General features: G+C 71.5%; 20 protein-coding genes. 7 read left to right on the top strand and 13 right to left on the bottom strand.

Features of this window, described 5'->3' with window-relative positions; all coding sequences use genetic code 11:
- Positions 1 to 54: 54 nt before the first annotated feature.
- From scpA to AB0H88_RS42460, 5 genes are all read right to left on the bottom strand, one after another.
- Positions 55 to 2286, bottom strand: a complete 2232-nt coding sequence (gene scpA, locus AB0H88_RS42440) for a methylmalonyl-CoA mutase (protein WP_357654303.1) — start codon at positions 2284 to 2286, stop codon at positions 55 to 57.
- Positions 2283 to 4073: a methylmalonyl-CoA mutase subunit beta gene (locus tag AB0H88_RS42445; RefSeq protein ID WP_357654305.1), complete on the bottom strand. Its 1791-nt coding sequence runs from the start codon at positions 4071 to 4073 to the stop codon at positions 2283 to 2285. Before AB0H88_RS42445 ends, scpA begins: the two co-directional genes overlap by 4 nt.
- A gap of 66 nt (positions 4074 to 4139) precedes the next feature.
- Positions 4140 to 6026 (bottom strand): peptidoglycan-binding protein, encoded by a 1887-nt coding sequence (locus tag AB0H88_RS42450; RefSeq protein ID WP_357654306.1) that lies wholly within the window; start codon positions 6024 to 6026, stop codon positions 4140 to 4142.
- Positions 6027 to 6105: 79 nt separating this feature from the next.
- The gene (gene mtnA, locus AB0H88_RS42455) at positions 6106 to 7044 is read right to left on the bottom strand and encodes an S-methyl-5-thioribose-1-phosphate isomerase (protein WP_357654308.1); all 939 of its coding nucleotides are present in this window, start codon (positions 7042 to 7044) and stop codon (positions 6106 to 6108) included.
- Between the two features lie 45 nt (positions 7045 to 7089).
- The gene (locus AB0H88_RS42460; protein ID WP_357654310.1) at positions 7090 to 8946 is read right to left on the bottom strand and encodes a potassium transporter TrkA; all 1857 of its coding nucleotides are present in this window, start codon (positions 8944 to 8946) and stop codon (positions 7090 to 7092) included.
- 117 nt (positions 8947 to 9063) lie between these two features.
- Between AB0H88_RS42460 and AB0H88_RS42465 the strand changes: the two genes are divergently transcribed.
- Together AB0H88_RS42465 and AB0H88_RS42470 are read left to right on the top strand one after the other, a co-directional pair.
- Positions 9064 to 10494 carry a protein kinase gene (locus tag AB0H88_RS42465; protein ID WP_357654312.1) on the top strand — a complete coding sequence of 477 codons (1431 nt, stop codon included), beginning with the start codon at positions 9064 to 9066 and terminating at the stop codon, positions 10492 to 10494.
- 80 nt (positions 10495 to 10574) lie between these two features.
- Entirely contained in the window at positions 10575 to 11684 is a 1110-nt protein-coding gene (locus tag AB0H88_RS42470; protein ID WP_357654314.1) for a DUF5925 domain-containing protein, read from the top strand.
- 93 nt (positions 11685 to 11777) lie between these two features.
- Here the strand turns inward: AB0H88_RS42470 and AB0H88_RS42475 are convergent, their stop codons facing one another.
- Positions 11778 to 13973 (bottom strand): DUF6493 family protein, encoded by a 2196-nt coding sequence (locus AB0H88_RS42475; protein WP_357654316.1) that lies wholly within the window; start codon positions 13971 to 13973, stop codon positions 11778 to 11780.
- On the bottom strand, positions 13970 to 14125 hold the full coding sequence (locus tag AB0H88_RS42480; RefSeq protein WP_357654317.1) for a hypothetical protein: 156 nt from the start codon (positions 14123 to 14125) through the stop codon (positions 13970 to 13972). The genes AB0H88_RS42475 and AB0H88_RS42480 overlap by 4 nt, the downstream gene beginning before the upstream one ends.
- Before the next feature lie 83 nt (positions 14126 to 14208).
- On the opposite strand from AB0H88_RS42480, the gene AB0H88_RS42485 reads away from it, so the two are divergent.
- Genes AB0H88_RS42485 through AB0H88_RS42495 form a run of 3 tightly spaced genes read left to right on the top strand, consistent with a single transcriptional unit; the run spans position 14209 to position 18479 of the window.
- Positions 14209 to 15261 carry a peptidase C39 family protein gene (locus AB0H88_RS42485; protein ID WP_357654319.1) on the top strand — a complete coding sequence of 351 codons (1053 nt, stop codon included), beginning with the start codon at positions 14209 to 14211 and terminating at the stop codon, positions 15259 to 15261.
- Between the two features lie 3 nt (positions 15262 to 15264).
- Positions 15265 to 17220 (top strand): prolyl oligopeptidase family serine peptidase, encoded by a 1956-nt coding sequence (locus AB0H88_RS42490; protein WP_357654321.1) that lies wholly within the window; start codon positions 15265 to 15267, stop codon positions 17218 to 17220.
- Complete coding sequence (locus AB0H88_RS42495; RefSeq protein ID WP_357654323.1) at positions 17217 to 18479, top strand: M20/M25/M40 family metallo-hydrolase; 1263 nt, start codon at positions 17217 to 17219, stop codon at positions 18477 to 18479. Before AB0H88_RS42490 ends, AB0H88_RS42495 begins: the two co-directional genes overlap by 4 nt.
- On the opposite strand, the gene AB0H88_RS42500 is transcribed toward AB0H88_RS42495, so the two are convergent.
- Complete coding sequence (locus AB0H88_RS42500) at positions 18476 to 20035, bottom strand: FAD-dependent monooxygenase (RefSeq protein WP_357654325.1); 1560 nt, start codon at positions 20033 to 20035, stop codon at positions 18476 to 18478. The two genes, AB0H88_RS42495 and AB0H88_RS42500, sit on opposite strands and share 4 nt — an antisense overlap.
- A gap of 95 nt (positions 20036 to 20130) precedes the next feature.
- Here AB0H88_RS42500 and AB0H88_RS42505 point away from each other — a divergent pair, with 95 nt between their 5' ends.
- Positions 20131 to 20781 (top strand): TetR family transcriptional regulator, encoded by a 651-nt coding sequence (locus AB0H88_RS42505; protein ID WP_357654327.1) that lies wholly within the window; start codon positions 20131 to 20133, stop codon positions 20779 to 20781.
- A gap of 39 nt (positions 20782 to 20820) precedes the next feature.
- On the top strand, positions 20821 to 21417 hold the full coding sequence (locus AB0H88_RS42510; protein ID WP_357654329.1) for a TIGR03086 family metal-binding protein: 597 nt from the start codon (positions 20821 to 20823) through the stop codon (positions 21415 to 21417).
- On the opposite strand, the gene AB0H88_RS42515 is transcribed toward AB0H88_RS42510, so the two are convergent.
- From AB0H88_RS42515 to AB0H88_RS42535, 5 genes are read right to left on the bottom strand one after another with little or no spacing between them, the layout of a single operon-like run.
- Positions 21384 to 22943 carry an FGGY-family carbohydrate kinase gene (locus AB0H88_RS42515; RefSeq protein ID WP_357654331.1) on the bottom strand — a complete coding sequence of 520 codons (1560 nt, stop codon included), beginning with the start codon at positions 22941 to 22943 and terminating at the stop codon, positions 21384 to 21386. The two genes, AB0H88_RS42510 and AB0H88_RS42515, sit on opposite strands and share 34 nt — an antisense overlap.
- 51 nt (positions 22944 to 22994) lie before the next feature.
- Positions 22995 to 23474 carry an RpiB/LacA/LacB family sugar-phosphate isomerase gene (locus AB0H88_RS42520; protein WP_357654333.1) on the bottom strand — a complete coding sequence of 160 codons (480 nt, stop codon included), beginning with the start codon at positions 23472 to 23474 and terminating at the stop codon, positions 22995 to 22997.
- Between the two features lie 38 nt (positions 23475 to 23512).
- Positions 23513 to 25246: a dihydroxyacetone kinase family protein gene (locus AB0H88_RS42525; protein WP_357654335.1), complete on the bottom strand. Its 1734-nt coding sequence runs from the start codon at positions 25244 to 25246 to the stop codon at positions 23513 to 23515.
- The gene (locus AB0H88_RS42530; protein WP_357654336.1) at positions 25243 to 25929 is read right to left on the bottom strand and encodes an HAD family phosphatase; all 687 of its coding nucleotides are present in this window, start codon (positions 25927 to 25929) and stop codon (positions 25243 to 25245) included. The genes AB0H88_RS42525 and AB0H88_RS42530 overlap by 4 nt, the downstream gene beginning before the upstream one ends.
- Positions 25926 to 26690, bottom strand: a complete 765-nt coding sequence (locus AB0H88_RS42535; protein WP_357654338.1) for a DeoR/GlpR family DNA-binding transcription regulator — start codon at positions 26688 to 26690, stop codon at positions 25926 to 25928. Before AB0H88_RS42535 ends, AB0H88_RS42530 begins: the two co-directional genes overlap by 4 nt.
- Between the last annotated feature and the right edge of the window lie 20 nt (positions 26691 to 26710).

Consider the following 26710-nt stretch of genomic DNA (forward strand, 5'->3'; position numbering starts at 1 on the left):
CCGCGGAACCGCTCCTGCCCCTGTGCGCCCCGGGCCGGATGGACTGAGGCCGGCTCAGTGCCCCAGACGGGACGCGAGCTCCTCCAGCAGGTCCAGGGCGGCGTCGGCGATCACCGTACCGGGTGGGAAGATGGCCGAGGCGCCGGCCGCGCGCAGCTCGTCGAAGTCGCCCGGCGGGACGACGCCGCCGACCACGATCATCACGTCGTCCGCGCCCAGCGCCGCCAGGGCCTGCCTGAGCGCGGGTACCAGGGTCAGGTGCCCGGCCGCCAGCGAGGACACGCCGACGATGTGCACGTCCGCCTCGACGGCCTGCCGCGCCACCTCCTCCGGCGTCTGGAACAGCGGGCCGACGTCCACGTCGAACCCCAGGTCGGCGAACGCGGTGGCGATCACCTTCTGGCCGCGGTCGTGGCCGTCCTGGCCCATCTTGGCCACCAGGATGCGCGGGCGACGGCCCTCGGCGCGCTCGAAGTCGGCGCTCGCCCGGCGTACCCGCTCGATGTTGGCGGCCGGGCCCGCCTCGTCGCGATACACGCCGGAGATGGTACGGACCTGCTCCGCGTGGCGCCCGAAGACCCGCTCCAGCGCGTCGGAGATCTCGCCCACGGTCGCCTTGGCGCGGGCGGCGTCGACCGCCAGTTTGAGCAGGTTGTGCTCGAGGCCGGGGGCGGGCTCGCCGGCGGCCTTCGTCAGGGCGTCGAGCGCGCGGGTCACGGCGCCGCCGTCGCGTTCGGCCCGCAGCCTGCGCAGCTTGTCGAGCTGCTGCGCCCGTACGGCGCTGTTGTCGACCTTGAGCACCTCGATCGGCTCGTCGGCGTCGGTGCGGTACTTGTTCACGCCGATCACGGGCTGGCGTCCTGAGTCGATGCGGGCCTGGGCGCGGGCCGCGGCCTCCTCGATGCGGAGCTTGGGCAGTCCGGCCTCGATGGCGCGGGCCATGCCGCCGGCGGCCTCGACCTCCTGGATGTGGGCCCAGGCGCGTTCGGCGAGATCGTGGGTGAGGCGTTCGACGTAGTAGGAGCCGCCCCACGGGTCGATCACCTTGGTGGTGCCCGACTCCTGCTGGAGGAGGAGCTGGGTGTTGCGGGCGATCCGGGCGGAGAAGTCGGTGGGCAGCGCGAGCGCCTCGTCGAGGGCGTTGGTGTGCAGGGACTGGGTGTGACCCTGGGTGGCGGCCATGGCCTCGACGCACGTACGGGCGACGTTGTTGAACGGGTCCTGCGCGGTGAGGGACCAGCCGGAGGTCTGGGAGTGGGTACGGAGGCTCCGGGATTTCGGATTTTTCGCGTTAAATCCGGAAACGAGGTTTGCCCACAGGAGGCGGGCGGCCCTGAGCTTGGCGACCTCCATGAAGAAGTTCATGCCGATGCACCAGAAGAACGACAGCCTGGGCGCGAACCTGTCGACGTCCATCCCGGCGGCGACGCCGGCCCGCAGGTATTCGACCCCGTCGGCCAGGGTGTAGGCCAGTTCGAGGTCGCAGGTGGCCCCGGCCTCCTGGATGTGGTAGCCGGAGATGCTGATGGAATTAAACTTCGGCATCTTTTCACTGGTAAACGCGAAAATATCCGAAATTATGCGCATTGATGGGGCTGGGGGATAAATATAGGTGTTGCGGACCATGAACTCTTTGAGGATGTCGTTCTGGATGGTCCCGGCCAGCTGCTCGGGCGCCACCCCCTGCTCCTCGGCCGCCACGATGTAGAGCGCCAGTACGGGCAGGACCGCGCCGTTCATGGTCATCGACACCGACATCCGGTCGAGGGGGATCCCGTCGAACAGCTGCCGCATGTCATAGATCGAGTCGATCGCCACCCCGGCCATGCCCACGTCACCGGCGACCCGCGGATGGTCGGAGTCGTAGCCCCGGTGCGTGGCCAGGTCGAACGCCACCGACAGCCCCTTCTGCCCGGCGGCCAGGTTGCGGCGGTAGAAGGCGTTGGAGTCCTCGGCCGTGGAGAAGCCCGCGTACTGGCGGATCGTCCAGGGCTGGTTGACGTACATGGTCGGATAGGGCCCGCGCAGGTACGGCGCGGCGCCCGGATAGGTCCGTAGGAAGTCGAGCCCGTCGAGGTCGTCGGCCGTGTAGACCGGCTTGACCGCGATCCCCTCGGGCGTCTCCCAGACCTCGGCCGCCTCCGGGCCCGGCTGAGCGGTCTGGGCGGCCTCGGTGGGCTGGGCGGCCTCGGTGGGCTGGGCGGCCTCGGCCGGGCCTGCGGCGGGCCGAGCAGGCTCGGTGGGGGTCGGGTCGGTCAGTGGGATGGCCGAGAAGTCCGGGATCATCGCGTCACCTCCAGGTCGTCGAAGGTCGTGCGGAGCACGGCGAGCGCGTCGCACCCGGCGTAGAGGCAGTCGTCGACGCCTTCGTAGCTCCCCTTCCCCGCCAGCCAGATCTTTCTCGCGCCCGCCCGCCTCAGCGCGGCGGCGACCGCCTCGGCGTGCAGGCCGTACATCTTGTCGCTGGAGCACAGGCAGGCCACGTCGCTGCCGCTGACGGCGAAGGCGGTGGCGATCTGGTCGGGATCGGTCCCCGGCCCGGCGGTCTGGGTGGCCAGGCCGCCCGCCTGGAACAGGTTCGCGGCGAACGCGGCGCGGGCCGTGTGGGCGGCGACGGGTCCGAAGGTGGCCAGGAACACCACGGGCCGCTCCGCCTGCGCGTCGGCGAGATCCCGCAGCTCCTCGAACTCCCGCGCGTACCGGATCCGCGGCAACCCCTCCTCCGCGAGCACACCCCCGTCCCTGGGGCTCTCCCCCGCGAGCACGCCCTCGCCCCCAGGGCTCTCCCCCGCCAGTGCGCCCCCGTCACCGGGACTCCGGCGGACCGGCTTCTCGTCGAGGTGGGGGAATTCGCTCACGCCGGTGATCGGGAAGCGCCGGTGTGCGATGTCGTGGGCGCGGCGTTCCCTGGTCTCCGCGATCCGCCCGGCGACCAGGCCGGAGGCCGCGGTGATCCCCCCGGCGGCCTCGATCTCCTGGAACCAGGCCCAGGCACGCTCGGCCAGGTCGGCGGTGCGGCGCTCGACGTACCAGGAGCCGGCCGCCGGGTCGGCCACCCGGCCGGCCCCGGCCTCCTCCAGCAGCAGCGCCTGCGTGTTGCGCGCCATCCGCCGGGCGAACGCGTCGGGCACCCCCAGGCACGCGTCGAACGGCTGTACGGTCACCGCGTCCGCGCCCCCCACCCCGGCGGCGAAGCAGGCGATGGTGGTGCGGAGCAGGTTCACCCAGGGGTCGCGGGCGGTCATCATGGCGGAACTCGTCACCGCGTGCTGTCGCTGCCGGCCGTCCGCCGCCCCGCACACCTCGGCCACCCGCGCCCAGAGCGTACGGGCGGCCCGCAGCTTGGCGATGGCGGCGAACTGGTCGTCGGTGACGGCGTAACGGAACTCCAGCTGCCCGAACGCCTGCTCGACGGTGAGCCCCGCATCGGTCAGCGCGCGCAGGTGTTCGACGCCCAGCGCGATCGAGCAGCCGAGCTCGTCGGCGTCGCTTCCGCCCGCGTCGTGGTACGGCGTGGCGTCCAGCAGGACGGCCCGCATCCCGGGGAAGCTCTCCGCGCACCGCGCCGCCAGCTCGGCCGTCGTGTCCCGGCCGGCCGTGCCGATCGAGGCTCCCAGATTGCCCGTCGGCGAGACGCCGCGCTCCGCGGCCAGCCCGAACAGGGCCTCGGCGGCCTCCCGCACCTCGGGCCCGGCCTCCAGGACGATCGGCGCGAGATCCAGAAGGACCTCCCGCAGCACCTCGGCGAGCCGCCCGACCGGGATGGCGCCGGCACCCAGAACCAGCCAGAGCGAGGTGACACCGTGCTCCAGATCGGCCAGTACGGCCTCGGCATCGGCCACGGCGTGCCGCTGCCGCACGTCCCACCCGGCATCCCCTGCGACGTCCTTCCGCGGAGTCTTGGGGAGGTCGGCGGCGTCGTAGAGCGGCGCGAGCGTCACCCCGTCGTACGTGATGCTGGACAGCGCCTCTTCGGGCGACCCGGCTTCGACACCCGTCTTACGCAGGACCTCAAGCGCCAGCGCCCGCCAGTCATCCCGATTGGTGGGGGGAAAACCCGCTACCAGATGCATGTTCGGATAGTAGGCGTTGCCCTGTTAGGCGAGGAACCCCGGGTTCGCCCCTGACCGACCCCACTGTCAGGGAAGCGGTGCCTCCCAGGCCAGCCGCCAGGTGGTCGGACCGACGACGCCGTCGTCGTCGATGCTCACGCTGCGCTGGAAACGACGGCACACCTCGCGTGAGCCGCTGCCGTAGGCGCCGTCGACCTCGATCTCCCAGCCGCGTACCTTCATCTGCTGCTGCCACGTACGCACGTCTTCGCCCTGCATCACGGGCGGGTACTTCAGCAGCCGCCCGGGGAACGGCGGCGCCGTCGGCAGCTCGGGCCCACCGCCGCCGCCACCCGGCCGGGGCGCGCCGCGCTTGACCCACGCGTAGAGGGGCTCGCCCGGGCAGTCGGTCGAGTAGCCGTCCCGGTGCCCCTTGATCTCCTTGCCCGCGCCGCCGCGTTCCCGGACGTACTCGACCGCGTCCAGGATGCCGTTGAGCAGGCCATCGGGCGGCTCTACCAGCCCGGCGTTGCCGACCAGGCCGAGCACGGCGTAATGGCCCGAGTTGAGCCCGGCCCCGTTGGCCGCGGGTAAGTGGTGGAGCCCCCGCCCCTCGAACACTTTTTGATGCGGACACGCGACATAGGTGTTGCCCGTGAAGTAGACACTGCCGTTACGACGAGCCAACCAGCTCTGGTTCTCCGTCCGGGGGCACCAGATCTCACCGTCATAGGCATCTCGGCTGATCTCGAAGTTCCGCTTGTGCGCGGCGGCCGAACGTGGCGACAGGTACTGCTGTTTTCTAATGTTCACCAACCACATATCGCTTTTGCAGGTCTTCGTAGGAGGCTTTACCCGCAGTGAGGCCGAATGCCCCGCCAGCAGCACGGCGAACATGAAAGCCTCGGCGGCGGCCCGGCTCTTCTGCGCAAGCTTGTCCTTCCCCGCGTTGTCGGCCGCCAAGGACGTTTCGATGAACAAGGACAGCTGTGCCCTGGTGAGGGTCAGCAGAAAGTCGAAGCTCGGCACCCTGTCCGGAGCGACTTCGAGCAGCCGGCGGCCCGCATCGGCGGACAGGTGAAACTCGGCGAGCCTCTTGCCTGTCGTCTTGTTCTCGTTAGTCGTCTCCCGCCATCGCGGAACACCGTCAGTCCGCCTGCCCAGGCGCGGGAAGGCAGCGACAGACGGGCCGAACACCTCTGTCAGCGCAGCGCGGATCCGTGCGATGTAGGCCGGACTGATCAGCGACTGGTATAGCGCCACACTGGTGGCACGAGTGCCGTCGCGCAGCGTCATGATGTGGCCCTCGGTCCAGAACCAGGCCACGAGCTCGACGAAGGCGTCAGACCATTTGGTCTCAGTGGGCAGGTCAGCGCACGGCGCGGCGATGGGTATCCGGTCCCAGTAGCCGATGGTCTCAGTGGTCACCCAGAGCCGATCGTAACCGCTGACTTTGCGTGCTGTCTTCTCCGTGGGCAGCCATCGACCGTCGGGGCCCTTCTGCCGCTCGGTGCCGGTACGCCTGCGAAGCCGTTCGACCGGCCAGCGGTGCTGTGGCGTGGTCAAGGACGAGTGGCACGTGCCTTCCATGCGTACCATTTCGCGAGGGCGTGCGGGAAACACGCACACCTCCAGGACCGGCTGCCATTGAGACACGCCCAGTTCGTGATTCAGCGTCAGTGCGATATCGCCCGCACGCAGGTCACGGTACGACTTCCAGCCCCGCTGGGTGAGGATCTCCGTTTTCTCGTCCACGCAGTAGCCGATGTCGATCCAGCCATTGCCGTCCATGTGGTAGCCCTGAATGGTCTGTACCAGCGAAACGCAGCCCGCATGGTCGTTGACGATCCCTGGGTCAACCCGGCCGCCTGTGTAGTGGACCTTCACTCCCTTAGTGGAGTCGAGCTGCGTGTAGTCGCCGTGCGGGGCACGGGCATGCCAGTCGCGTCGTAACACCAGATCGATAGCCACCATTTGCTCCAGAAAGTGAAGGATGGGACGACCGAGCGTAACGCGGAGTACGCAGACTGGTCCTATGTTTGGGGCTTTTGGTCTACGGTCTGATCACCCTTTTGTCGGTGACGATCGCGGTGATGAGGTCGTGCGGGGTCACGTCGAACGCCGGGTTCAGCGCCCGCGTGCCCTCCGGCGCCACCCGCATGCCCCTGATGGAGATGATCTCGTCGGCGCCTCTGTCCTCGATCTCGATGTGCCGGCCCGAGGGGGTGGCCGGGTCGATGGTGGTCTCGGGCGCGACGACGATGAACGGCACCCCGGCCCGTTCCGCGCCGAGCGCCAGCGCGTACGAGCCGATCTTGTTGGCGGTGTCGCCGTTGGCGGCGATGCGGTCGGCGCCGATGAGCACCGCGTCGACATCCCCCTTGGCCAGCAGGTACGGCCCGGCGGAGTCGGCGACGAGCCGGTGCGGCGCGCCCATCCTGCCGAGCTCCCACGTGGTGAGCCGGGCCCCCTGCAGCAGGGGGCGGGTCTCCAGAGCGAGCACCTCGGCCAGCCGCCCGCGCTCGTGCAGCGTCTGGACGACGCCGAGCGCGGTGCCCCGTTCGACGGCCGCCAGAGCGCCGGTGTTGCACACGGTCATGATGCGCAGCCGGTCACCCTCGAGCAGGTCGGCACCGCGCCGGCCCATCGCCTCGCATGCGGCGATGTCGTCGTCGCGGATCCGCAGCGCGGCCTTGAGCACCGCCTGCGGCCCCTTGGGCAGGTGTGCGGCGGCCTGGTCGACGCCCCAGGCGAGGTTCACGGCGGTGGGCCTGGCCGCGCGCAGCCTGGCTATGGCGTCCTGGTCGCCGGCCGCCAGCGCGACGCCGAGCGCTCCGGCCACGCCGAGCGCGGGCGCCCCGCGTACGGCCAGCCGCCGGATGGCGTCGATCAGGTCCGCGACGGTCTCGATCCGCACCATGACGTACTCGTCCGGCAGCCGCGTCTGATCCACCAGCTCGACCGCGCCGTCTACCCAGTCAATCGTCCTCACGCCCAAACCGTAGCCTTCCGGACCCATCCGCGCCGTCACCCGGGTTCAGCGTTCGGCCAGGACGATCACCGCGTCCTGCCGGTTCAGCACGATGGGCTGGGACTTCGGTGGGTTGAGGACGATGCCGTAGTGCGGCGGGATGTTGATCGCCGAGGCGTCGCGGTAGCCGATGGCCGTTTCGCCTCTGCGGCGCGCCGCCTCTATGACCGTCGAGAACGTGACCCGCGTACCCGACGCCACGTAGGAGCCGGCGGGGCGCGGGTAGATCTCCGAGCCGCGCGAGTCGAACAGGTAGCCGAACACGTCCGCCAGGTGGCGGTTCTCCGCCAGCTGGGCCAGCAGGAGACCGATCACCGTGTCACTGATCACGATGTCGTCGGCCTCGGTCACCTCCGCGAGCGCGCGGTTGTTCTCGTCGTGCATCTCGCTGACGATCGAGTAGTGCTCGCCCATCGCGCTCTGCATGTCGCGCAGTTGCAGCAGCGTCATGAGCGTGCGGGTGTCGGCGTGGTGCGGCTTGTAGCGGTCGTCCGACAGGACGATGACGTGCTGGAAGAGGCCGACACCGAGGGATTCGAGCGCGTACCGGTCCGTGGTGTCGCATTCCTTGACGTTCACGGTGAGGTTGACCAGGTCCGCGAGGCCGCTCCCGGCCTTGGGGTGGTCGGCGGCGATCTCCAGGACCGAGCCGCGGGCGACGTAGGCGTCGAGGTAGTGGACGATCTGGTCGGCCCGGCCGTTCCAGTTGAGTACGAGCGTGCGCTCGGGTTCGAGCGGGGAGCCGCCGGCGACGGCGATCGCGTTCTCGTCAAGGGCGGGCTCATCGGTGGCGAGCCGGATGGCGGAGTCGTCGTGGGCGATGACGATGATCTGGTCGGCGACCTCGATGACGGTGTCCATGGGCGGGTTCAGGATGACCCCGGTGGGCGTGCGCAGTCCGATGACGGTGGCCGTCTCGTAGGCGTGCAGCGCGTCGCCGTACGTGCTGCCCGCCAGCTCCGTCCCGGCGCGCAGGTAGATCTCGCCGCCGTCGAAGTTCAGCAGGTCCATGCAGACGACGGACATGCCCGACTGGCGCGAGGACTGGACGATGAGCCGGGCGGCGGTGTCGTCGGAGTCGACCAGGTGCACGTCTTTGCCGCCGGCCAGGTGGGCCGCGGCGATGTTGCGGCTGGCGGCGATGGCCGCCACCACCGGCGGGCGGGTGCCCTGGCGCTTGGCCAGGGCGAGCAGGATCTTGATGACGTGCGCGTCGGGGTCCTCGCCGTCGGGTGAGAGCACGACGACGGACCTGGCGGCGGCCAGGTTCATCAGATTGAGGTCACGCGGCTCGGTGGGCCGTCCCGTGCGGCAGACCAGGCGCGTCCTGCCCAGATCGCCGATGTTCTCGCGGATGTCCTCCTCCATGGCCAGCTTGTCGCGTTCGGCCAGTACGGCGATGACCGAGCCCGGCTGGCTGGCGTGTGCCTTGGCCAGCTCGGCGACGATCGTGAACACCTGATCCGACCAGCCGAGCACCACCGTGTGCCCGGACTCGACGATGCGGGAGCGGCCCCTGCGCAGCCGGTCGACCTTCTGCTTGAGGCCGTTGGACAGCAGGCCGACGAGCATGCTGACGACGAAGATGCCGCCGAGCGACCCGGCGAACATCACCGCCATATAGGCGACCGACCCCTTGTCGCTGGCGACCTTGCTCGGGGTGAGCGCGTGCATGAGCGCGATCCACATCACCTGCCCGGGGCCGCCGACGCCCTCAGGCTCCTCCGGAGCCAGCCAGAGCGTGAGCCCGGCGACCACCACGATGAGCCCGACCGACACCACGGCCAGCCAGCCGATCAGCGAGGCCGTGCCCTTCGACATGGTGTTGTCGAACCAGTACCGCACCCGCTCGCGGAACGTCACACTCGCCACCCCGAAAACCCCCACGTACGCAGTGATTCGATCAAGGACACTTTCGATCGAGGACACAAGGTACCGGGCTATCTATGCGGATGCATGGCGAGCGGTAACGTATCCGCCATGGCGACCCCCCTGGCCCCGGACGACCCGGCGTCGCTGGGCGCGTACCGGCTGGCCGGGCGGCTCGGCAAGGGCGGGCAGGGCGTCGTCTACCTGGCGCACTCCAGCGACGGCGAGGCGGTCGCGATCAAGCTGCTCAGCACCGGTGACGAGGAGACCCGCGCGCGGCTGGCGCGGGAGCTCGACGCGCTGGAGAGCATCGCCTCCTTCTGTACGGCGCGCGTGCTGGACGCCTCGATCGACGGGCCGCGGCCCTACGTCGTGAGCGAATTCGTGGAGGGACTGTCGCTGGCCGACCGCGCCCGCGAACGTGGCCCGCTGCGCGGCGGCGAGCTGGAACGCCTGGTGGTCGGCACGGCCACGGCCCTGGCCGCCATCCACGCGGCGGGCATCGTGCACCGCGACTTCAAGCCGGCCAACGTCCTGCTCGGCCCGGACGGCCCCCGGGTGGTGGACTTCGGCATCGCCAGGGCGGAGGGCGCGGCGACGCTGACCTCGGGACTGATCGGTACGCCCGCCTACCTGTCGCCCGAGCAGATCGCCGGCTCGCCCGCCTCCCCCGCGTCGGACGTGTTCGCGTGGGCGGCGACGATGGTGTTCGCGGCGACCGGTCGCAGCCCGTTCGGCGCGGACACGGTGCCCGCGGTGCTGCATCGGGTCCTGCACGCCGACCCGGACCTGTCGGAGCTGCCGCCCCGGCTGCGCGGGCTGATGGCGTCGTGCCTGGCGAAAGACCCCGTGCACCGGCCTACGGCCCGCGACCTGATGGTCTCCCTGGTCAACCCGATGTCGAACCCGGGCGCGGGGGAACGTACGGGACCGCGAGCCGCGGCGCTCACCACGGACGTCTCCAAGCGGAATCGCTCGCGTGGCCTGCTGGTCGGCGCGGTGGCGGCCGTGCTCGCCCTGGTGGCGGCGGGAGGCACCCTCCTGTGGATCAACCGCGCCCCGACCGGCACCGCGGCCCAGAGGTCCTCGACCCTCACGCCGAGCCAGAGCACCACCACTCAGGAACCCACTCAGGAACCCACGAGCACCGCTCAGGCGAGCGCCACCGAGAAGACCGCCGCCGAGAAGAAGCCTCAAAGCGGCTCGCTGAAGATCCCCGCCGCGTTCGCCGGCAAGTGGTCCGGCCGCACCACCTCCACGAACCCGCTCGACTCCGACGGCGCCGCCGTCACGATCGACCTGAAGACCGGGCAGTCCACCGCCCGGTGGACGGAGAAGGACAGCGCCGTCAGCTGCACCGGCAAGATCACACTGACGCGGGTGGCCGGGACGGAGCTCACCTCCTCCCTTCAGCCCGACACCATCGACTGCATCGCCGGCACGGTCTGGCTCACGCTCGACGGCGGCAAGCTCACCTACGTGTGGCGCGACGTACCGGGGCCCGGCCTCGTCGAGGAGACCGGAGACCTGAACAGGGGCTGACACCGGGAGCGCCAGCAATACCTCTGGAATTGCGCAAATGCCGTCGACAGACCGGGCTGCGAACCTGGATCATTACTGTTATGTCTGTGATCAAGGAGGTGCCGTTCCCCAGCCCGGACTCCCCTGAGCTCCCGATGAACATCTGGATCGACGACGCCGACTCCGCCATCGACGTCATCGACGCTCTGGCCTTGTCGCCGTTCGCGACCGGTGTCCAGCCCTGGTCCCGCCTGGCCAACCTGGAGCGCGTACGCCCCGACGCCGCGCTCCGCCCCGAGCAGGGCCGGACCGTCCGCACCGCGCAGGTGCAGGACGGTTCCGAGTCGCGCCTGATCTGCGGCGACGGCTGGACCCTGCGGGTCATCCGGCATCGCAACCGCACCGCGACCATCAGCGTCACAGCGGTCAGCGACGAGCTGGCCCGCTCGGTGCTGAAGGAGTGCACCGAGGGCGCCGAGGAGCCGGAGCCCGACACCGACCACGTCGAGATGGGCTTCTGGTGGCGCGGCTCGCACGGCGGCACCCGCTCCGAGAAGCCGATCACCGCTTCGCCATGGGACGAGATCAGCGGCAACTACTCCGCCCGCGTACGCCGCTCGCTCGACGGCCTGATGGCGGTCACCCCGGCCGACATCGGCGGCCGCCTCGTCCTGCTGCACGGCCCTCCGGGCACGGGCAAGACCACGCTGCTGCGCTCGCTGGCCAAGCAGTGGCAGGACTGGTGCCAGGTGGACTGCGTACTCGATCCGGAGCGCCTGTTCAACGAGCCGGGCTACCTGATGGAGGTGGCGGTCGGCTACGACACCGACGAGGACACCCAGCGGTGGCGGCTGCTCGTGCTGGAGGACTGCGACGAGCTGATCAGTTCCTCCGCCAAGGCCCAGACGGGCCAGGGGCTGTCGCGGCTGCTGAACCTCACCGACGGCCTGCTGGGACAGGGCCGTGACGTGCTGGTGGCGATCACCACGAACGAGGACCTGACCCGGCTGCACCCCGCCGTCGTACGTCCCGGCCGGTGCCTGGCCCAGATCGAGATCGGCCCGCTGACCAGGAACGAGGCGGTCGGCTGGCTCGGCTCGTCCGAGGGCGTCGGCCCGTCGGGCGCGACACTGGCGGAGCTGTACGCGCTCCGCTCGGGCCGCGCGATCCCCCCACCCACCGAGGGCGAATCCACCGGCCTGTACCTCTGACCTACCCACCCGCGCCCCCGACCCACCCGCGCCACCGGCCGAGGCGACATGCCCCGGCCGGAAACCCGGCCACTTGGCCGCTGGGCAGGCGGATCAGGTGAGCCGGGCGTGGAGGCGGCGGGCCTCGCGGGCGAAGCCGCTGCTCCCTTTGCGCCGCGCGATCTCCGCGACACACGGCAGCTCCCCCCGCGCCCCCGCCCACGACGCGGCCCGTACGGCGAAGCCGAGCGCCTGCGTGTGGGCGGTGCGCGGCCGCTCCCCGGGCCCCGGCAGGTACACCTCCAGGAACCCGGCCACCACCTCCCACACCTCCAGATGCGCCCCGTGCCGAGCCGCGCTCTCCAGCGACTCGACCACCGCGCTCAGCTTGTACCAGGTCCTGCGCAGCAGCAGCGCGAGCTGCCGCCCCACCTCGGCGGCGGGCAGGTCGCCCCGCCCGGCCATCTCGACCAGCACCCGGACCCCTTCGTTGGGCTGCTTCCCGCCCGACCAGGAGTCCCGTTCGACCAGGAAGTAGGCCAGGAGCAGCGCGACCCCCTCACCCGCCGGCCCATCGGCCCGGGCCAGCGCCCACAGCATGCCGGGCTCCACCTCGGGCGCGTTCCAGTGGTAGAGCAGGAACGGCAGACAGTGCAGCGCCACCGCCTCCCGGTCCGACGGAAGAACGGCGGGCCACCACGGCAGGTAGCCGCCGTGACCGTCCCGCCGCGACGCGCTCGGGTCGTCGAGCAGATCACGGAGCGGCCCGGACCCGCCGTACGGGAGGGCGATTCTGGGCACGAGGTCGGGATGCTCCCCGCCGGAGGGTTCGCGGTCCCCGGCGTAGGGAGTGGAGCCGCGGGTCCACTCGACGGCGGTCACGGGCGCGGGCCGGCCACCGCTCATCCAGCGTGCGGCCGTGGCGCCCGCCGCGGACGTCAGCCGGCCCGCCCGCGCCGCCACCTCGGGCGCGACCGAGCGGGGCAGCCGTAGGAGCGCCTGCCACAGGTCGGCGTCCATGACCTTGGCGCCGGTACGTTCGTAGCCGTCGAGCCGGTCGACCAGCACGCCGGGATCCAGGTGCCCGGTGCCGCTCGTGGGGGTCGCCAGCAGGTAGGGCGGCAGTGTGCCCGCCCGCAGCGCGGCGTGGACCTCGGCCCAGCGTCGCAGCAGGAACAGGTGCGGCGGCGACACCCGCACGGGCGAGGGCAGCAGCGACGACGACCGGCCGAGCCAGGTCTCGGGCGTGACGATCTGCCTGGCCATCGCCTCGGACCACTGGTCCAGGAAGCGCCACTCCGGCTGCACGTCCAGGCGGGTCGGCCAGCTCGTCCAGCGTGCCAGGACCGAGCGGAGCAGGTCACGGTCGTCGGTGCAGAACCGGACGAACCCCGCCAGCCACCGCTCGGCGCCCTGCCAGTCCTCGCGCTCGGGGAAGGCGCCCAGTTCCCGGATGTCACCGATCAGCGGGAAGCCGGCATCCTCCTGGGGAGTCCCGGGCAGCGGTACGGGGACGAAGCCGTCGTCGTCCTCGTCGGCCGCCACCTCACCGCCGAACACCGCCACGAGGTGTTCGCCGAGGTCGGGCGGCAGGAGTCCGAGCGCGTCACGGATCACCTCGGCGCCCGCGGGGGTGAATCGCGCGCTGTGCTTGAGCGCGAGCCGTACGGCCCGTTCCTGGACGTCGGGGGCGTCGCACGCGAAGGCGTACGCCAGGGCGAGAGCGTAGTCGTCGGCATCGTCGGCGGCGTCGCGGACGGCCTGGTCGAGCCAGCTCAGCCCGATCGACACCAGCTTGCGCTCGGGCCTGAACAGCAGCGCCTGCAGGGCCTCGGCCACGTCGGCGGGGTCGAGCGTGCCGAGGCGGCGCAGATGCCGCAGCGCCAGCTCGGCGACCGCCGCCGGTGCGGCGGGCAGCAACCGCAGGTAGTCGCGGGCCCGCGCCTCGACCTCGGCGTGGGCGGGCTCGACGAGCTCGTGCAGCCGGGCGAAGAAGCGCAGGTCACCGGCCTGGCCGCCGCGCAGGAAGCGGCGGACGCAGCCGTCGAGCAGCAGTTCCCGGTCGATCAGGCCCTCGCGCTGGAGCTCCGCCAGCGATGCCGGCCAGCTGCCCTGGCTGAGCGGGTCGACCCACTCCCCCTGCAGCGCCCTGCCCACGCCTTCCGCCTCGAAGATCAGCGGCAGCAGGTGGCCGGACAGCCGCTGGGCCACCTCCTTCCTGCCCTGGTCGTCGAGCCCGAGCACGATCTCCGCGACCTTGACCGCGTCACGGGTGGCGATGGCCTCCTCGACGATCTCCCAAGCGCTCACGCCCGAACCTCGAACCTGAGCCGGTCGCTGAAGAACCTGGGGTGGGTACGGAAGCCGGATAACGCCGCCCCACCGCAGGGCGAGAGGCTGAGTCTGCCGTCGGTCAGCAGGGAGGGTCCGGCGTAGGAATACGCCTGCACTGCTTGATTCATGGCCGGAACATTAGAGATCACCACCGACAAGATCACCGCAGTACGTAAACCTTCCGATGCGCGACAACCGGTACGAAACCACAATGGGTCCGGTGCTCACCGTGGACCCGGCCCGCGTCGCCTTCGCCCGCTTCGCCGTGCCCGCCACCCCGCTGACCTCATGGACCAGCCCGGAACACCGGATCGGCTTCATCGCGACCCAGCTCGTCCCCTCGTGGACCGCGCGGACCCCGCCGGGCACCTGGATCGAGGTGGAGCTGCAGGTCAGGCTCGCGACGGGCGAGCTGTCGAAGTGGTACGTCATGGGCCACTGGGCCGAGCACGACGAGATCCGTACCTCGTTTCCCGGCCAGGGTGACGAGGACGGCGACGTGGCCGTCGACACGTTCGTGGCGCGACGGCCGGTCACGGCCTACCGGGTGCGGGTCACGCCGCACGGTGCGGGCGCGCGCGTGGACTGCCTGGGCGTGATGGCCTCCGCCCTCCCCCAGCGTCCCCCCATTCCGAGCCTTCCGGGCACGGCCGGAGCCGTCGAGCTGGTGGTGCCCCGGCACTCGCAGTACACGCACACCGGTCACCATCCGGAGCTGGACGGCGGCGGCGCCAACTGGTGCAGCCCCGCCTCGGTGGCGATGGTCCTCGGGTTCTGGGGCCTCGGGCCCGCTCCCGAGGAGCTGTCCTGGGTGGTGGCCGGCGATCCGAGTCCCTGGGTCGACCACGCCGCGCGCGGCACGTTCGACCACAGCTACCAGGGCACCGGCAACTGGCCGTTCAGCGTGGCCTACGCGGGCCGTTTCGGGCTGGCCGGGTTCGTGACCAGGCTGCGGTCGGCCACCGAGCTGGATCTGTTCGTACGGGCGGGGATCCCTGTGATCGTGTCGCTGTCGTTCAAGGCGCACGAGCTGCCGGGGTCCGGCTACTCCTCGGGCGGGCACATCATGGTCGTCACCGGTTTCACCGCCGAGGGCGACGTCGTCGTCAACGACCCGGCCGCGCCGAGCGACGCCGACGTGCGCCGGGTCTATCCGCGGGCCGCGTTCGAGAACGTCTGGCTCCGGAGCTCGGGCAGCGGCGGCATCGTGTACGTCCTCCACCCGCCCGAGCGGTCCTTGCCCCCTTCCGATGGCAATTGGTGAGATATGAGTATTCGACCGATCGACGTGGCCCGTACCGATGGCGGCCCCCAGTGGGTGGAGGCCGTCGCCACGCCCGCCGGACCGGAGGTCTGGTGGGACGAGCCACGCCCGCACGAGGGCGGCCGGCGCTGCGTGGTACGCCGCCTGCCGGACGGCTCCCTGGTCGACGCTCTGCCTGAGGGGTGGAACGCGCGCAACCGCGTGGTCGAGTACGGCGGGCGGTCCTGGCGCCCGCTGCCCGGCGGCGGCCTGGTCTTCACCAACTGGTCCGACCAGTGCGTCTACCGCCTGGACGGCCCACCCACGACCGGCGAACCCGCAGCCGGACCACCCGTAGTCGAACAGCCCGTAGTCGGGCAGCCCGCGACCGGCGAGCCCGTTGCTGGGGAGCCCGTTGCTGGGGAGCCCGTGGCGCTCACGCCGGAGGGGACGGCGCGCTACGCCGACCTCTACCTGCCGCCCGGCCGGGACGAGGTGTGGGCCGTGCGCGAACTGGACGACGTGCGCGACCTGGTCGCCGTGCCACTCGGCGGCGGCCCCCTCAGAGTGATCACTAAAGCCCAACATTTCCTGATGAACCCCCGCATTTCCCCCGGCGGCCGCTATGTCGCCTGGATCGGCTGGGACCACCCGAACATGCCCTGGGACGGCACCGAACTCTGCGTGGCCCCTCTCGACGAGGACGGCACCGCCGGGCCGTACCAGGTGATCGCGGGCGGCCCGGCGGAGTCCGTGATCCAGGCCGAGTGGCGCGACGAGCACACCCTGTACGCGGTCACCGACCCGACCGGCTGGTGGAACATCCACCTCGTCGCCCGCGACGGCTCCGGCGCCCGCAACCTCACCCCGATGGCGTCCGAGGTCGGCACCGCGCCCTGGAAGCCCGGCAGCACCTACTTCGCGATCGCCGGCGACCGCCTGGTGCTCGTGCACGGCACCCCCGACCGCCGCCTTCTGAGCGTGCTGGACCTGGAGAGCGGTGACCTGCGCGAGATCGGCGGCGCGGCGACGTACTGGGCGCCGACGATCTCGGCGGCAGGGGGCAAGGCGGTGGCGGTGTCCGCCACTCCGTACACGCCCGCGCGGGTGACCGTGGTCGACCTCGACGGCGGCGCGCACGAGGCGGTGTCGGCGCCGAAGCCGCTGCCCGACCGGGCACTGCTGCCGACGCCCGAGACGATGACCATCGAGGGCGTGCACGCGCACCTGTACCACCCGAGCGGAGTTCAGGGGCCCGCGCCGTACGTGGTCTTCGCGCACGGCGGGCCCACCGGCAGCTTCACGATGACCCTCGACCTGGAGGTCGCCTACTTCACCAGCCGGGGCCTCGGCGTGGCGGAGGTGAACTACGGCGGCTCCACCGGCTACGGCCGGGCCTACCGCGAGCGGCTGCGGCACCAGTGGGGCGTGGTCGACGTGGCCGACTGCGCGAAGGTGGCGCGCGGGCTGGTCGAGCTGGGCCGGGCCGACGCCGCCAAGATCGCGATCCGCGGCGGCAGCGCCGGTGGCTGGACCACGGTCGCGGCGCTGGTGCACAGCGACGTGTTCGCGGGCGGCGTCGCGCACTACGCGATCACCGATCCGGAGAGCTGGGCGGCCGAGACGCACGACTTCGAGTCGCGCTACCTCGACGGGCTGATCGGGCCGCTGCCCGAGACCCGCCGGCGTTATACCGACCGCTCGCCGCTGCTGCACGCCGCGCGGGCGTCCGGACCATGCCTGATGCTGCACGGTCTGGAGGACGCGATCGTGGACGTGGGCCAGGCCGAGCGGTTCGTCGCCGAGCTGGACCGGCACGGCAAACAGTGGGCCCTGCTCACCTTCGCCGGCGAGCAGCACGGCTGGCGCCGGGAGGAGACCATCGTCGCGGTGCTGGAGGCCGAGCTGGCATTCTATGGACTGATCTTCGGGTTCGAGACGCCCGAGGTGGCACCGCTCAAGCTGAAGGGACGGTCGTGAAGAGCGTCGGCGAGATCTGCTCGGACCTGATCAGGTTCGACACCTCCAACCCGGGGTCCGGCGAGCGCCCGGCCGCCGAGTACGTGGCCACGCTGCTGGCCGAGGCCGGGCTGGAGCCGGTGGTGTTCGAGTCGGCGCCGAAGCGGACGACCGTGGTCGCCAGGATCGACGGCGACTCCCGCGACGCGCTGCTCGTCCACGGCCACCTCGACGTGGTGCCCGCCGACCCGGCCGAGTGGCGGATGCACCCGTTCTCGGGCGAGATCGCCGACGGCTGCGTCTACGGCAGGGGCGCGGTCGACATGAAGGGGTCGTGCGCGATGACGCTCTCGGCCGTGCTCGGCATGGCGGCGCGCGGCCTGCGTCCCAAGCGCGACCTGGTGCTGGCGTTCCTGGCGGATGAGGAGGCGACGGGCGACTACGGCTCGCGGCACGCCGTCACCGAGCACCGGGAGCTGTTCGACGGCGTGACGGAGGCGATCAGTGAGTCCGGCGGCTTCAGCGTCGCCGCCGGCGACCACCGGGTCTACCCGATCGCCGTGGGCGAGCGCGGCACCGCCTGGATGAAGCTCACCGCCCACGGCGTGGCCGGCCACGGCTCCCGGCCCGCAGTGGACAACCCGGTCGCGACGCTGGTGCACGCCCTGTCGCGGGTGGCCGCCCACCAGTGGCCGGTACGCCTGACGCCGTCGGTCTCGGCGCTGCTCCAGAGCCTGTCGGAGATCACCGGCCGGCCGATCGACCTCGACCGCCTCGATGCGGAGGCGACCCGGCTGGGCGCGCTCGGCCACCTGTTCAGGGCGCAGATCCGCAACTCGGCCAACCCGACGATGCTCGACGCGGGCTACAAGGTGAACGTCGTGCCGTCCACGGCCCACGCGCACGTGGACGGCCGCTACCTGCCGGGGCTCCAGGAGGAGTTCCTGGCGACCATGGACGAGCTGCTGGGGCCGAAGATCACCAGGGAGTTCGTCAATCTTGAGGACGCGCCGGACGCGCCGTACCCCTCGTCGTTCTTCGACTCGCTCGCGGGCTCGCTCGTGGCCGAGGACCCGCTCGCCCGGCCGGTGCCGTACGTGATGAGCGGCGGCACCGACGCCAAGTCGTTCGCCACGATCGGCATCAAGGGGTACGGTTTCGCGCCGCTCATGCTGCGGCCCGATCTGGACTACTTCGGGATGTTCCATGGGAAGGACGAGCGGGTGCCGGTGGAGGGGCTGGAGTTCGGGACCCGCGTGCTGACCCGGCTACTGACCTAACCGGCCCCGAACCAGGCGTAGAGGGCCTCGGCGAGACCGGCTTGCGTACCGGCCCAGGCGACGTAACCGTCAGGACGTACGAGTACGGCGGCCGCGTCGACTTGGTCCACGGCGCCTGCCACCACGCGGACGTGGTCGCCGCGGCCTTTCACGGCCGCCCGGGTCTCCGGTGAGCCCGCGAGGTCGAGCAGCAGACCGCGGCCATCCCCCAGCGACTCCCTGACCCACCCCACTCCCTCGCTGTCCACTCCCTCGCTGCCCGAGCCCTCGATCTCCCGGTCCGGCACGAACCGCCCGACCAGCTCCCAGTCCGGCACGAACCGCCCGACCAGCGAGTGTGGCGTGTCCGGCGCGTAGTCGATGTCCGTGCCGTTGGCCATGGCGATGAAGTGCGCCCGGGTCTCGGGGAGCTCCAGCGCCTCGGACAACACCTCGCGCAGCGCGTCGACCTGCGGTCCCGGCCGCATCAGGGCGACCTGGGCCCTGGTGTTGCGCAGGACGCGGGCCGCTACCGGGTGCCGCTCGGCGGTGTAGGTGTCCAGGAGCCGTTCGGGTGCCTGGCCGCGGACCACCAGGGCGAGCTTCCAGCCCAGGTTGGCCGCGTCCTGGAGGCCGAGGTTGAGGCCCTGGCCGCCGATCGGCGAGTGGACGTGCGCCGCGTCCCCGGCGAGCAGGATGCGCCCCTGGCGGTACGTCTCGGCGTGGCGGGTGTTGTCGCTGTAGCGGATGCCGGTCTCCAGGCTGAGGACGACCGCGTCCGTGGCACTCGCCCGCCGGATGCTCGCCTGCATCTCCTCGGCGGTGACCGGCGCGTCCCGCTCGGCGGGGCCACCGTCGAACTCGATGGTGGCGACCTCCCCCGGCACCAGCGACAGGTTCACCAGACCGCCGGGGGCGCGCAGGGACGAGGTGAGCGCGCCGGGGTCGGCCAGTTCGGCCACGGCGGTGCGCCCGGTCATGGTCGCGGATGTGCCGGTGAACGGGATGCCGGACTGCTTGCGCACGAGGCTCCGGCCGCCGTCGCACCCCACCAGGTACCCGGCCCGTACGACCCGGCCGTCCGCGAGCGTGGCCACCACGCCGTCGCCCTCGTCGGCGATCTCGGCGACCCGGCATCCGGACCGGACCTCGACGCCGAGCCCGGCCGCGTGCTCGGCCAGGACCCGCTCCAGCTGGTGCTGCTTGAGCATGAGCATCTCGGGAACCCGATTGCCTGCCTCGCCGATCAGCGGCAGGCCGCTGAAGTGCCCACCGCTCATACCCTGCTTGAGCATGTACACCAGCCCGTCGACGATGTCCCCCTCGGCGGGCTCGCGACCGGCCCTCAGCTCGTCGAACAGCGCCCACTGCGCTTCGGCCAGCGGCTCCACCAGCCCGCGCAGGCCCAGCGTGTGGAGGGTGCGCGCGTTGAGCGAGCGCATCCCGAGGCTGCGCGTGATCCGTTCCTGGCCGGCAGCCGCCTCCAGCACCAGCGGGTCCACCCCCGCCAGCTTCAGCTCACAGGCCAGCAACAGGCCGACCGGTCCGCCACCGACGATCAGTACGTCCGCGTTCACGGAATCTCCCCACTTACGGTGTATGCTTACGCCGTAAGTACATACATACACCGTAAGCTCTGTCAACCGGAGCCCTACGGCAGGAGGAGTGGGAGATGGCACGGCGCGAGCCGCTGAACAGGGGGAAGATCCTGGACGCGGCCCTGGAATTGGCCACGAAAGAGGGCCTCGAAGGACTGTCCATGCGACGGCTGGCGAAGGCGCTCGGCGTCGAGGCGATGTCGCTCTACAACCACGTCTCCAACAAGGCCGACATTCTGGACGGCCTGGCGGAGCGGGCCTTCGACCAGGTCGAGCTACCCGACCCGGCACTGCCGTGGCCGCAGCGGCTCCGGACCGTGGCGCTGCACATGTACGAGGTGTTCGCCCGCTCCCCCGTGGTGCCGATGGCGTTGCTGACCGACCAGTCCAACCCGACCACCGTACGGGCGCTGGCCCCGCTCGACACCGTGGTCGGCGCCCTGTACGAGGCCGGCTTCGACGACGCGGCCGTGTGGCGCGCGCTCGGCGCGGTGAACAGCCTGATCTTCGGGTCGCTGCTGCTGTCCACCGGAGGGTTCCACGGCGACGCCGGCGAGCACGCGGGACGGAAGCAGGTCGGCGTCTACATCCAGGAGATGGACCCGGCCCAGCTCCCTCATTTCAGCAGACTGCTACGGAACATCCCCCCGACCGACCCCGCCACCGACTTCGAGCGCGCGCTGGACATGCTCATTCTCGGACTGGAACAAAGCATTCCGTTCTGATATTATGGAGACACACCGGAACGAACGGAAGGACCCCTCATGAGCGACAACATGACGACCGGCTGGGACGTACTCGACGCCGCGCACCAGGCGCTCCGCCAGGCCGTGGCCGGCGTCCCCGCCGGCGGCTGGGGCTTCCCGACCCCCTGCGCGAAGTGGAACGTCACCCAGGTGCTCCAGCACGCCGCGGGCGACCAGGTGGGCTTCGCCGCCTTCCTGACCGGCGAGCCGGGTCCCGCCGAGAACCCGTTCGAGCCGACGGGCGAGCTGACCGAGGACCCCCGGGCGTACGCGGAGGCCGCGATGGAGCGCTCGGCCAGGGCCTGGGCCGGTGTCGACAAGAACGCCGAGCAGGTGCCCGTCCCGGTGCCGCCGAACACGATGGCACCGGCGCTCGGCGCGGGCGCCTGCGCGCTCGACGCGGCGGTGCACGCCTGGGACATCGCCGTGGCCACCGGACAGTCCTCACCGCTGACCCCGGAGCTGGCCAGGGAACTGCTGCCGGTGGCGAAGGCCATCGTCGAGCCGCTGCGCCAGTGGGGCGCCTACGCCGCGGTGGTGCCCGCCGAGCCGGGCGACGGCGAGGTCGCGGAGCTCCTCCGCTACCTGGGCCGCAACCCGGCCTGGACCGCCTGAGCCGCCGCGCCGGAGTCCGCGCCCGGGCCGGCCGGCCGGTGGCGGGCGCGGGACACGGCCAAGCGGCCCCAGTCGTTCATCACTCCCTCGCGGATGGCCAGGAAGTCGCCGTACAGCTCGTCGTACAGCGCGGACCGCTTCTCGTCGGGCTCGAAGACGTCGCGCGGCACCACGTGCCGTTTCACCGCGGCCGGCACGGAGGGCTCGGCGCCGGAGGCGACGAGCGCGGTGACGAACGCCCCCCTGGCCCCGATCTCGGAGTCGGCGGATCGCAGCGCGGGCACGCCGGTGACGTCGGCGAGCAGCTGACACCAGAAGTCACTGTTCGCGCCGCCACCCGTGATCCGCAGCTCCGTGGCGGGCGCGCCCGAGAACTCCAGGCATTCGCGTACGACATAGCTCATCCCCTCCAGCATGGCGCGCGCGATGTGGGCCCGGGTGTGCTCGAAGGTGAGCCCGCTCATCGAGCCGCGGGCCCGGGTGTCCCGGAACGGGGCGCGCTCGCCCGCGGGGCTGAGGTAGGGGTGGAAGAAGATGCCGTCCGCGCCCGGATCGGTGGTCCGCGCGAGGTCGGAGATCCAATTGGGCTCGTCCAGGCCGATCAGCTTCATCCCCCAGCCGATGGCCTCGACCCCGGCCATGGCGGCGAGGGAGCGCAGGTATCCACCCGGCACGCCGGAGGGCAGGGTCATCCCGGCCGGTGCGCCGGAGGTGTCCGCCGTGGCGACGGGCGTCCCGGTGGAGAGGGTGGTCCCGAGGATCGTGCAGGTCTGGCCCGAGGTGACGGCCCCGATGCCGAGCGCCGTGGCCGGGATGTCGAACGGCGCCATGACCACCGGCAGGCCGGCCGGGAGCCGCAGTTCCGCCGCCGCCAGGGCCTGCAGCTCGCCGATCCGATCGCCGTCGCCACGGACGGCGGGCAGGAGGCGTTCGGCCCAGGGCATGCCGAGGAGGTCGAGGATCTCCGGTGAGTAGGCGCGCTCGCGGATGTCGAGGAACGGCGAGGCGGCGTCGGACTCCTCGGCCGCGTACTCGCCGGTGAGCCGCAGGAACAGCCAGCCGCCGCAGTAGAGCGCCTTGTGGGAGGTGTCGAGCCGCTCCCGGTCGTTGGCGCGCAACCACGTGAGGATGGCACCGGAGGTACCGGCGAAGCCGTAGTTCCCGTTGATCCGGAAGGCGTCGTCGAGCACCCCGCCGGCCTCCCAGCGGTCGATGATGTCGGCGGCCCGTCCGTCGTTCCACAGAATGGCCGGACCCGTGGGGCGGCCGTCGGGCCCCACCAGCCAGCATCCGTCCCCCTGCCCGGTGAACGCGAGCATCCGCACCGGCTCGCGGCAGCCGTGGACGACAGACCGGATCGTGTACACGACCGCGTCCCAGACGCCGTACATGTCCTGCTCGCTGAAGCCCGGCTCAGGTCTCCGGACCCGCGTCGCCTGCCGGGCTACCTGCAGCTCGCGCCCCTCCTCGTCGAACAGCACCGCCTTGACCATGGTGGTGCCCGCGTCGACGCACAGGATGGCCATGCTCCTTCGCTCCTTCGCTTCTCGTGGCTGCGCCAACCCGGGGACGGATCCCTAGCTCGCGGTACGTTCCTCGTAGCGGGTGATGACCACGACCTTCTCATTCGACGGCGAGGAGCTGTCGAACTCGTAGCCGAGCCACTCCTTGACCAGGCGGCGCGCCAGCTCGGGCCCGATCACGCGCTGGCCGAGCGCGAGCACCTGGCAGTTGTTGGAAAGAATCGACCGCTCGGCGCTGAAGGAGTCGTGGGCGACCGTGGCGCGCACGCCGGGCACCTTGTTGGCGCTGATGGCCATGCCGATGCCGGTGCCGCAGATCAGGACGCCCCTGTCGATCTCCCCCGCCGCGACGAGCTCGGCGAGCCTGATGCCGACCTCGCCGTAGGACTCGCTCTCCGGGTCCGAGGCGTGGACGCCGAGATCGCGGACCGACTCCACCCGGTCGTCGTCCTGGAGATCCGCGAGGATCATCTCCTTGTAGGCGAGCCCGGCGACGTCGCAGCCGATCGCCATACGCCAGCGTTTGAAAACCATGAGCAGTCGTCTCCTTCGTACTTTTCTCAGGTAAGGGGTCAGCCGCGGTGCCGGGCGAGCGCGTCGCCGACGACGGTGAGGATGAGTCCCATGGAGGTCGCGCCCGCGTCCGGGGAGCCGATGCTGCGCTCGGCGAGAGGACGGGCCCGGCCGACTTTGGGCACGAGATGCGAGGTGGCCACGGCCGCCTCGACCGCCGAGCGGGCCGCCGCGGCCCACGCCTCGGCGAGCGCGGAGCCCTCGTCGAGCTGCGCGTCGAGGGCGTCGGCGAACGGGAAGACGGCGTCGAGCATGGTCTTGTCGCCGAGTTCGGCCCCGCCGAAGTCCTTCATCGCCTCCGCGCCCCGCCGCACGGCCCGGGCCAGCCGCGCCGGCTCGACGGCCTCGTCGTTGCCGAGCGACTGCCCGATCGTGCGCAGGAACAGGCTCCACAGCACCCCGGAGGTGCCGCCGGCCCGGTCGCCGAAGGCGCTCGCGGCGGCCGTGAGCACGGTCTCGACGCCGCCCCCGGCCGCCTCGGCGGCCTCCTCAGCGGCGCGCAGCCCGCGCACCATGCCGGAGCCGTGGTCGCCGTCGCCGGCGACCGCGTCGATCCGGGCCAGCTCGTCCTCATGCTCGACCACGACGGCGGTCATGGCGCGCAGCGCGTCCCTGACGACGACGGCGGCGCGCTCCGAGTCGGGGCCGGCCTGCGCGGCCGTCCCCGCCACCAGGGCCTGGCCCACCTCGGCGGCCCCTCCCGAGACGGCGTAGCGTTCGAAGGTCGCGGTGGGGGCGTTGCCCCGGCGGAAGGCGGGCGTCTGTGCCGGGGCCCGCCAGAGCTCGTCGAGTTCGTCGTCCAGCCAGGTGATCGAGAGCGAGCAGCCCGCCATGTCCAGACTCGTGACGAGCTCGCCGACCTCCGGCATGACCGGCTCGACGCCGGCGTCGAGGAGCAGCGGCCGCACGTTGTTCCAGAGTAGGAACAGCTCCTCGTACTTGGTGGCCCCGAGACCGTTGAGGAGCACGGCGGCGCGGCGCGCGCCCTCCGGACGCTCGGCGAGGAGCGGCGCCACCAGCGCGGCGGCGATGTCCGCCGCCGGCATCCAGGCGTCGGACCGGACGCCTGGCTCGCCGTGGATGCCCAGCCCGAAGTCCATCTTCCGCTCGGCCACGGCGAACAGCGGGCTCGGCTGCCCCGGGAAGGTGCAGCCGGCGAAGGCGACGCCGAACGAGAACGTGCGGGCGTTCGCCGCGCGCATGATCCTCTCCACCGTGCCGAGGTCGTCGCCGCGCTCCGCCGCGGCACCCCCGATCTTGTAGACGGTGAACGTGCCGGCGATCCCGCGTCGCTTGTCCGCCTCGGCGGCGGGCGCGGAGGCGATGTCGTCGGTCACGTACACGATGCGGACGTCCACTCCCTCCGCGCGCAGGCGATCCGCCGCGGCGGCGAAGTTCAGCCGGTCACCGGCGTAGTTGCCGAAGGCCAGGACCAGGCCGGCGCCGCCGTGAGCGGCGCGCGCGACCCGATAGACCTGCTCGGTCGAGGGCGAGGTGAAGACGTCGCCGAGTACGGCTCCGTCAGCGAACCCGACACCGGTGACCCCCGAGTAGGACGGGTAGTGACCCGATCCACCGCCGACGACGAGGCTGACCTTGCCCGCGCGCGGACCGGCCGCCCGGATGAAGCCGGAGGCGCCGGGCACCTGGCGCACATAGTCCGGGTAGGCGAGGGCGAAGCCGTTGATGACCTCGTTCTTGAACTCGGCGGGGTCGTTGTAGATCTTGGTCACCGGCGTGCTCCCTCGGCCAGCCGCGCGAGGATGAACTCACGCGCGTCCACGTGGTCGGCGGCCAGGTGGTCCGCCAGTGCCGCCGCCTCCGGTTTCGGGGGGTAGGTGGCGTTCGGAATCCCGACGACGAGCAGGCCGGCGGCGTACGCGGCCCGGATGCCGTTGCTGGAGTCCTCCACCGCCAGGCCGTGGTCCGGGCTGATCCCGAGCAGGGCGACGGCCTCGAGGTAGACGTCAGGGCTCGGCTTGCCGCGAGGCACCTCCTCGCTGGACACGGTCGCGGTGAACAGGCCGGCCAGGTCGTGATGGTCGAGCACCGCGTCGATGGCCTGGCGGGCGGCCGACGACGCCAGCGCGATGGGCACCCGGGCGCTCACGCTGGTGACCAGCTCCCGCGCGCCGGGCAGGAGCTCGGCCTCACCTCGCCGGATGCGGCCGACCAGCCCGGTCACGCAGTAGTCGCGGGCCACCTCGGCGTCACCTGGGGCGCCGACGTGGCCGGCCAGGTAGCCGGCCCACTCGATCGAGCTCATGCCCTGGACGGCCAGGGTGTCGGACAGCTCCCACGGGAGCCCCCGGGACTCGGAGAAGTCGCGCCAGACCTCCTCCCAGAGGTGCTCGCTCTCGATGATCACACCGTCGAGGTCGAAGACGACCCCCTCGATGGTCTGGGCGTTGGTCATGAGGCCACCTCCACGGTCGCTCCGGCCGCCTCCAGGGCGTCGAGCGCCTGCGGGCTCGCCTCGGAGTCAGTGATCACACGGTCGAAAACGGACAGGGGAGCCAGTCCGTGCAGTGCGGTCTTGTCCAGCTTGCTGCTGTCCACCAGCAGGTACCGGGCCGAAGCGGACCCGATCATCGCGCGCTTGAACGCCACGATGCGCTCCTCCTGGTGGTAGGCGTGGCCGGCCGCGACGGCCGAGGTCGACATGAACAGCACGTCGGCGTGGATGGCCTTGATGACCTCGATGGCGTGCATGCCCTGGAAGGAGTCGTGCAGCGGGTCGTAGTCGCCGCCGATCCCGATGACGCGGATGTCCGGCAGGGCGGTCAGATCCCTGAGCGCGGCCATGAAGTTCGTGGCGACGTGCAGCGGCGCGAACTCCGCGAGGCCGGGGACCATGTGCAGGACGGTCGTGGAGTCGTCGAGCATCAGGGACATGCCGGGTTCGACGTGACGCAGCGCGGCCTGGGCGATGCGGCGCTTGTGCTCGATGGCGGTCGCGTGCCGGAAGGCCACGCGGGCCTCGAAGACGCCGCTCGGCAGGGCGGTCGCGACGCCGCGCGCCTTGCGCAGGACGCCCTGCCGCTCGAGCTCGTCGAGGTCGCGGTGGATCGTCATGACGCTGACGCCGAACATCTCGGCGAGGTCCTGCGCGGTCATCGACCCCTCCCCCAGGATGAGGTCGGCGATCTGGTTCTGACGAGCCTTGTTCTTTCGCACGGGGGCTCTTTCGGCGTGGG

This window comes from Nonomuraea sp. NPDC050680 (assembly GCF_040654555.1).
In the GTDB taxonomy this organism is placed as follows: Bacteria; Actinomycetota; Actinomycetes; order Streptosporangiales; family Streptosporangiaceae; genus Nonomuraea.

What these genes read in the sequence shown, in the direction of transcription:
- AB0H88_RS42445 (WP_357654305.1), bottom strand. Translation starts at nt 4,073, where the DNA reads ATGCATCTGGTAGCGGGTTTTCCCCCCACCAATCGGGATGACTGGCGG.
- scpA (WP_357654303.1), bottom strand. Translation starts at nt 2,286, where the DNA reads ATGATCCCGGACTTCTCGGCCATCCCACTGACCGACCCGACCCCCACC.
- AB0H88_RS42470 (WP_357654314.1), top strand. Translation starts at nt 10,575, where the DNA reads ATGTCTGTGATCAAGGAGGTGCCGTTCCCCAGCCCGGACTCCCCTGAG.
- AB0H88_RS42520 (WP_357654333.1), bottom strand. Translation starts at nt 23,474, where the DNA reads ATGGTTTTCAAACGCTGGCGTATGGCGATCGGCTGCGACGTCGCCGGG.
- AB0H88_RS42480 (WP_357654317.1), bottom strand. Translation starts at nt 14,125, where the DNA reads ATGAATCAAGCAGTGCAGGCGTATTCCTACGCCGGACCCTCCCTGCTG.
- AB0H88_RS42510 (WP_357654329.1), top strand. Translation starts at nt 20,821, where the DNA reads ATGAGCGACAACATGACGACCGGCTGGGACGTACTCGACGCCGCGCAC.
- AB0H88_RS42490 (WP_357654321.1), top strand. Translation starts at nt 15,265, where the DNA reads ATGAGTATTCGACCGATCGACGTGGCCCGTACCGATGGCGGCCCCCAG.
- AB0H88_RS42530 (WP_357654336.1), bottom strand. Translation starts at nt 25,929, where the DNA reads ATGACCAACGCCCAGACCATCGAGGGGGTCGTCTTCGACCTCGACGGT.
- AB0H88_RS42515 (WP_357654331.1), bottom strand. Translation starts at nt 22,943, where the DNA reads ATGGCCATCCTGTGCGTCGACGCGGGCACCACCATGGTCAAGGCGGTG.
- AB0H88_RS42465 (WP_357654312.1), top strand. Translation starts at nt 9,064, where the DNA reads ATGGCGACCCCCCTGGCCCCGGACGACCCGGCGTCGCTGGGCGCGTAC.
- AB0H88_RS42505 (WP_357654327.1), top strand. Translation starts at nt 20,131, where the DNA reads ATGGCACGGCGCGAGCCGCTGAACAGGGGGAAGATCCTGGACGCGGCC.
- AB0H88_RS42485 (WP_357654319.1), top strand. Translation starts at nt 14,209, where the DNA reads ATGGGTCCGGTGCTCACCGTGGACCCGGCCCGCGTCGCCTTCGCCCGC.
- AB0H88_RS42450 (WP_357654306.1), bottom strand. Translation starts at nt 6,026, where the DNA reads ATGGTGGCTATCGATCTGGTGTTACGACGCGACTGGCATGCCCGTGCC.